Consider the following 5,926-nt stretch of genomic DNA (forward strand, 5'->3'; position numbering starts at 1 on the left):
AGAGAAGTTAAGCCCGCCTGCGCAGATGGTACTGCATCATTGTGGGAGAGTATGTCGTCGCCTTTCTTTTGAAAACCCTGTTTCCAGCGAAACGGGGTTTTCTGTTTTATATGCCTTTCTGAAAATAATATCCTTCTCTTGTGAAATCTGGAACCAGAAAAGCCATTTAATGCCGCGTGCGTTAGGGATGGAAGCAGCATCTTTTTATGCCAGGGTTCGGCATAAAAGATATAGCAGACAGCCCGACCCGTAGGGAAACTCCATAATTATAATCTTATTGGTTTTGCATCCAAAGTTTGTGGTGGTTTTTTAATTGATTTTATGTATTGAAAAGGATTTTTTTAATATTAGATTCCTTCCTTGTTTTTTTTTTTTGAGGATAGAGCTTTAAAATGGATAAAATCCGTGGAAAGGAAATTGATTATGTGGTTTGCATAAGGGATTTAGTTTTTCTATTAATTATGTTTTATTTTTGATTATTATGAAATTCAAAAATAGATGGAGGAGCTAATTCATATTATAAATAGTTTTCAAGTATTGGATTTAGATACCGAACTTGCTATTAAAAGAAATTTTGTTGAAGAAATTTTTATTAAGGGAGAATTTCTTGCAGAAGAAGGCAAGATTTGTGATAGAATTTATTTTATAAAATCGGGCGCTGTTAGGAGGTTTTGTGTTGAAGATGGAGTAGAAGTTACCAAATGGATTTATACAGATAATCAATTTGTGACTTCAATGAGTAGCTTTTTTGAGCAGAAACCTTCTTTTGAGAATTTTCAAACTTGTGAGGAAACAACAGTATACTCGTTATCTTATTCTGACGAACAGACTTTATTAGAGTATCCGTTATTTGTAAAGTTTCATATTAAACAGCTTCGGCATTATCTTTCTAAAATAAATGAGTTTAATCATTTATTTCGTTTAGTGACTGCAGAGAAAAAATACTTGTTTCTCTTAGAGTCATTTCCTCAAATTGTTAAAAAAGCCAAATTGAAACATATTGCCTCATTAATTGGCGTAAGTCAAGAAACTTTAAGCAGAATTCGTGGTGCAATTATTTGATATTACCTCAATAAAAAATATTTAAACTTTTTCAATTTTTGCAGTTCATTAAAAAGGTGCGAAATTGAAAAATACTTTTATTCATAAAGATGCTCTTCTCGGCAATAATATTTCAATAGGGAACGGTGTTATTATTGAACATGATGTTGTGATTGGCAATAATACACAAATAGGAAATCATGTATCGATTTTAAATGGTTCAAGAATTGGTGAGAATTGCCAGATACATTCTAATGCAGTTTTAGGAGGTGTTCCTCAAGATTTGAAATATAAGGGAGAGTATACTGTCCTTGAAATTGGTAACAATAATATCATTAGAGAATCTGTAACCGTTAATAAAGGAACAATTTCCAAAGGTAAAACATCTATTGGAAATTCTAATCTTATTATGTCAAATGCTCATATTGGACATGATTGTGTAATCGGTGATAATATTATTATTGGATTTAGTGTTGGAATGGCTGGCGAAGTGATTATTCAAGATTGGGCAAATATAAGTGGCTTGACTGCGATACATCAATTTTCTGTTATTGGAGAACATGCTTTAATAAGCGGTTTAAGCCGAGTGGTTAAAGATATTTGTCCATATATTATTGCGGCTCATGAGCCTCTAAGATTTGCGGGCTTAAATACCGTAGGTTTAAAAAGGAGAGGATTTGAATCTGCTAAGATTGATGAACTGAGAGCAATTTACAGAGTTTTATTTCAAGAAAAGCGAAATACTAAATTTGCTTTGAAACTGATTGAAAATGAATTTGAACAAACTTTAGAAAGAGACAAAATTATAAGCTTTATAAGAAATTCAGGAAGGGGTATCCTGAAAGGTTTTGATTTTTGATTTACAGATTATTATCTTTATTAAACTAATTTTTAATAAAGTTATTTATGACAAAGTATAGTGAGAATTCTAAAGTAGATTTTTATTTTGAAAAAGCTGAAAAATGGAAGTCAGAAATAGAACAGATGAGAGCTATTGTTTTAGATTGTCATTTGTCTGAAGAATTAAAATGGGGTTGTCCATGTTATACCTTCGACGGCGCTAATATTGTTTTGATTCATACTTTTAAAGAATATTGCGCTTTTTTGTTTTTTAAAGGGGCTTTGATGAAAGATCCAGATAAGATATTAATTCAGCAGTCAGATAATGTACAAGCGGCCCGACAGGCTCGATTCACGAATGTTCAGGATATTTTATCGAAAAAAGAAATTTTAAAAAAGTATATTTTTGAAGCTGCAGAAATTGAAAAATCAGGACAAAAAGTAGAATTGAAAAAAGTTTCAGAATTTGAGATTGCAGATGAACTTCAAACTAAGTTAGATAATAATTCAGATTTTAAAAAAGCGTTTTATGCTTTAACTCCTGGGAGGCAGCGTGCATATCTACTGCATTTTTCTCAGCCAAAACAATCTAAAACAAGAGAAGCTAGAGTAGAAAAGAATATTTCGAGAATTCTAGATGGAAAAGGATTGAATGATTAAAGATTTATCGATACAGATAGAAAAACAATTTAACTTTTGATGACATAATCTTATTTTGATTTGAATATTAATTTGTAGATCTTGCATCGATAACCCAATCGCTTAATTAGTACGAAATAATACAATTTAATGAATACCAGTCCATCATCTACGGAAATTCTTGAGACAAAACAGCACTTTGAAATTTTAGACGGCTTAAGAGGCATCGCAGCTTTTGCCGTTGTTGTTTTTCATTTTATGGAATGGATTTTTACTGATCCAAGCCAAAATTTTATCGGACACGGATTTTTAGCCGTCGATTTTTTCTTTTGTCTTTCTGGATTCGTAATTGGATATGCTTATGATGACCGCATTGCAAAAATGGGTCTTCGTAATTTTTTTGTATCAAGAATTATAAGACTTCATCCTTTAGTCGTTGCTGGGTCAATCTTAGGATTGCTGGCCTTTTTATTTGATCCTTTTGGCGGACATTTAGAATTGTATAGCACTGGGAAAATCATTCTCACATTTATCTGTTCTATATTTCTTATTCCATTTCCTGTTATTGCAGATCGCGGCTTCAACTTATTTAGTTTTAATGCGCCCGCATGGTCACTGTTTTGGGAATATATTGCTAATATCGCCTACGCATTAGTGCTTTATAAAGTGCGAAAAAATTACTTAATGATTTTAACTGCGCTTGCTGCATTTGCATTATGTTATGTCGGGTATAATTCTGATAATTTATTAGGAGGCTGGAGCGGTCCGACTTTTTGGGATGGCTGCGCTAGAATATCGTATTCTTTCTTAGCGGGATTGCTTATTTATCGATCAAATTGGATTATCAAAAATAAACTTGGTTTTGGCGGATTAACTATTTTACTGCTTTTGGCTTTCATTATGCCATCTTCAGAATTTAATTGGCTGACAGAACCTTTGGTTGTGTTGTTTTATTTTCCATTATTGGTTTCTCTTGGCGCGGGAGCAGTCTTGAAACCAGGCTTAGAAAAGTTTTGTGTATTCTCTGGAAAAATTTCATATCCGTTGTACATGACACATTATGCCGCTTTATGGATGTTTGGGAATTATTATACCAATTATAAACCAGACGAAGCGCAATTGGCTTTAATCGTTGTGGCTTCAGTTATTTTACTTGTAGGATTTGCTTATTTCGTAATGGTATTTTATGACATTCCGTTAAGAGAATATTTAAAAAGAAAACGAAAAGAAAAACTTTCAGTAAGATCATAATTCAAAATAAAACTCTATTAGCATAATGGAGTTTTATTTTTTTTGACTCATTTGTAATATTTTAAAACTTAAAATGCAAAATTAATCACTACATTTGTAACTTGTAAGTATAGACTATGCTCTATACTTTGCTGTTTTGAGATTAAAAAAATAAATTATGTTAATAAACGAATTATCGAAGAAAACGGGATTATCAATTCATACCATTAGATATTACGAAAACTTAGGAATGATCGAAGGCGTTACTAATGAAAAGGTAAAATCTAATAATTATAAACATTATGATGATAATGTGGTTGAGCGCTTAGAAATTATTATTGAAGCCAAAGAAGTCGGTTTTACTTTAGCAGAAATAAAAAAGATATTGACTGCTTGGTTCGAAAGCACCGATTCGAAACCAGAAACATTAGAGCTTTTTCAGTCCAAAATAAAAGAGATTGATAATAAAATAAAACACTTTAAACAAACCAGAAAGCTTCTTGAAAAAGTTTGCGAAAAACTGGAAAATGATGAGTGTTAGTTAGATGCTTTAGAGTTCTTTTTATTAAAAGTCTTTTGTTTTATCCATTGAATTGAAATATCGAAAGGTGTTGTGTCGCTATCGGAAACGGTATTGTGTCCTAAATTAGAAAATAAAGTATATTCGAAAGGTTTGCCTTGAGCTTTTAATGTGTTTAATTGTTCAATACATAACTTTACTGGAATCTGTATGTCCTTTTCTCCAAAAAGCCAAAGTCCAGGAATGGAAAGAGCATTCAAAGAAACTTTAGGATCGGTCGCAACAAACTGATACTTGTCTGGATCATTTTTAGTATGTTCGCGTGCGTCTGATTCTGTGTGATTTTCCCAAAAATTAATGTTACCATTTGTATAAAATTGAAAGCGAAGCTGTTCTAAAGTTGTAATAGTAGGGCAGCTAAATAAAACCATAAAATCTATTTTCGGATTTTTATTTGCAGCAATTGGAATTATCCACCCCGCTTGACTAAAGCCAACTAATCCGATTGGGATTTTTTTGTTTTTTAAATAGCTTTGAAATGTCTTTACTGCCGAATTTGCATCTTGAGCTAATAAGTTAAGATTAGTAGTGTCAATATTATTTGTGCCAACAGTTGGTCCGACATATACTCCGCCTGATTCTCCAACTCCGCGTTTATCATATGTCAATACGGCAATGCCTTCTTTGGCAAGACGTTTTGCAAACTCCATTTCTCTTTTTACAGGATCAGACCCGTGAACAATTACTGCTGCCGCAAATGCTTTTTCAGGCATTAGAACCGAGCCAGCAAGAGTGATGCCTTGACTTTCGAACTTTACATCTTGAATAGTAAAATTAGCAGATTGAGAAAATGTCGTTTCTGGTAAAGCGATTAATAGTAGCAAAAAAAATATGTTGGAGAAAAAGTTAGTGTTCATTGCGTATTAATGTAAAAATTGATTTTATAAGATTTATAAAATTACTGTTTTTATACAAGAAAAAAATGCTGTTATTGTCAAAGCATAAAAAAACTCCTTAATTTCTTAAGGAGTTTTTTGGGAGGGTTTACTGTTAAATTATTTCATGTATTGCTAGTAAAATTTATCTGGCCTTAAAGCTCTTTTATGCTGATAACGTTATTTTTTTACCATTCTCTTGGGGCAATTATTTCTTCTGTATCCGCATTGAATCCGTAAGATTTTGCAATAATATTAAAATCTTGTCCAATCGATTCTCTTGCATTGGTTTCAATTTCGCTATCATTTTCAAAAAAATCATCCTGTAATTCATTTATTTTCTTTGTTGCAGAATGTGTTAATGCATAGAACTCTTCAATATTTTTTGGAGATGTTTTTTCGATGTCAAAACATAGGTCGATAAGTACTGTCTTTACTTTATCAACAAGAAATTTAGGGAAATATGAATCTGCATACATGTTTTTTAAAAAAGAATAATCTTTCATTTTCTCATTTTTTAAATTCTTTTGCTTTAGTATCGAGTCAGGATTTTTTGATTGTTGACCATTGCAAGAAACCAAAATCAGAGAAATTATTGCCACTATGTAACGGATCAAGTCTAAATGTTGTGGGGAAATATTAAAAAGTCGATTTTTGTATTTTAATCTTATATAGAAATGCAGGACTCTTTTATCGATATATTAAAGTTATTATTACCGGA

At 31.7% G+C, this 5,926-nt stretch carries 8 protein-coding genes; 6 read left to right on the forward strand and 2 right to left on the reverse strand.

Annotation, left to right across the window (positions count from 1 at the left end):
- The 6 genes from EG814_RS21110 to EG814_RS20780 form a co-directional block, all read left to right on the forward strand.
- On the forward strand, window positions 1-253 hold a 253-nt coding region (locus EG814_RS21110), incomplete at its 5' end, for a hypothetical protein (RefSeq protein ID WP_206430331.1).
- 245 nt (window positions 254-498) lie between these two features.
- Entirely contained in the window at window positions 499-1,062 is a 564-nt protein-coding gene (locus tag EG814_RS20760) for a Crp/Fnr family transcriptional regulator (RefSeq protein ID WP_125723783.1), read from the forward strand.
- A gap of 64 nt (window positions 1,063-1,126) precedes the next feature.
- Window positions 1,127-1,900 (forward strand): acyl-ACP--UDP-N-acetylglucosamine O-acyltransferase, encoded by a 774-nt coding sequence (lpxA, locus tag EG814_RS20765; RefSeq protein ID WP_125723784.1) that lies wholly within the window; start codon window positions 1,127-1,129, stop codon window positions 1,898-1,900.
- A gap of 47 nt (window positions 1,901-1,947) precedes the next feature.
- Window positions 1,948-2,541 (forward strand): YdeI/OmpD-associated family protein, encoded by a 594-nt coding sequence (locus tag EG814_RS20770; RefSeq protein WP_125723785.1) that lies wholly within the window; start codon window positions 1,948-1,950, stop codon window positions 2,539-2,541.
- Window positions 2,542-2,670: 129 nt separating this feature from the next.
- Window positions 2,671-3,771: an acyltransferase family protein gene (locus tag EG814_RS20775; RefSeq protein WP_125723786.1), complete on the forward strand. Its 1,101-nt coding sequence runs from the start codon at window positions 2,671-2,673 to the stop codon at window positions 3,769-3,771.
- A 157-nt stretch (window positions 3,772-3,928) separates the two neighbouring features.
- A complete protein-coding gene (locus EG814_RS20780) occupies window positions 3,929-4,291 on the forward strand; it encodes a MerR family transcriptional regulator (protein ID WP_125723787.1) in 363 nt (120 codons plus the stop codon).
- On the opposite strand, the gene EG814_RS20785 is transcribed toward EG814_RS20780, so the two are convergent.
- Together EG814_RS20785 and EG814_RS20790 are read right to left on the reverse strand one after the other, a co-directional pair.
- Complete coding sequence (locus EG814_RS20785; RefSeq protein WP_235831022.1) at window positions 4,288-5,154, reverse strand: alpha/beta hydrolase family protein; 867 nt, start codon at window positions 5,152-5,154, stop codon at window positions 4,288-4,290. The genes EG814_RS20780 and EG814_RS20785 overlap by 4 nt on opposite strands.
- A gap of 239 nt (window positions 5,155-5,393) precedes the next feature.
- A complete protein-coding gene (locus EG814_RS20790; RefSeq protein WP_125723789.1) occupies window positions 5,394-5,711 on the reverse strand; it encodes a DUF5713 family protein in 318 nt (105 codons plus the stop codon).
- Window positions 5,712-5,926 lie beyond the last annotated feature (215 nt).

The sequence above is a fragment of the Flavobacterium ustbae genome (genome assembly GCF_003946915.1).
GTDB classification, from domain to species: Bacteria; Bacteroidota; Bacteroidia; order Flavobacteriales; family Flavobacteriaceae; genus Flavobacterium; species Flavobacterium ustbae.

Coding starts and splice junctions, on each gene's coding strand:
- EG814_RS20760 (WP_125723783.1), top strand. CDS start 499: ATGGAGGAGCTAATTCATATTATAAATAGTTTTCAAGTATTGGATTTA.
- EG814_RS20770 (WP_125723785.1), top strand. CDS start 1,948: ATGACAAAGTATAGTGAGAATTCTAAAGTAGATTTTTATTTTGAAAAA.
- EG814_RS20775 (WP_125723786.1), top strand. CDS start 2,671: ATGAATACCAGTCCATCATCTACGGAAATTCTTGAGACAAAACAGCAC.
- EG814_RS20780 (WP_125723787.1), top strand. CDS start 3,929: ATGTTAATAAACGAATTATCGAAGAAAACGGGATTATCAATTCATACC.
- EG814_RS20790 (WP_125723789.1), bottom strand. CDS start 5,711: ATGAAAGATTATTCTTTTTTAAAAAACATGTATGCAGATTCATATTTC.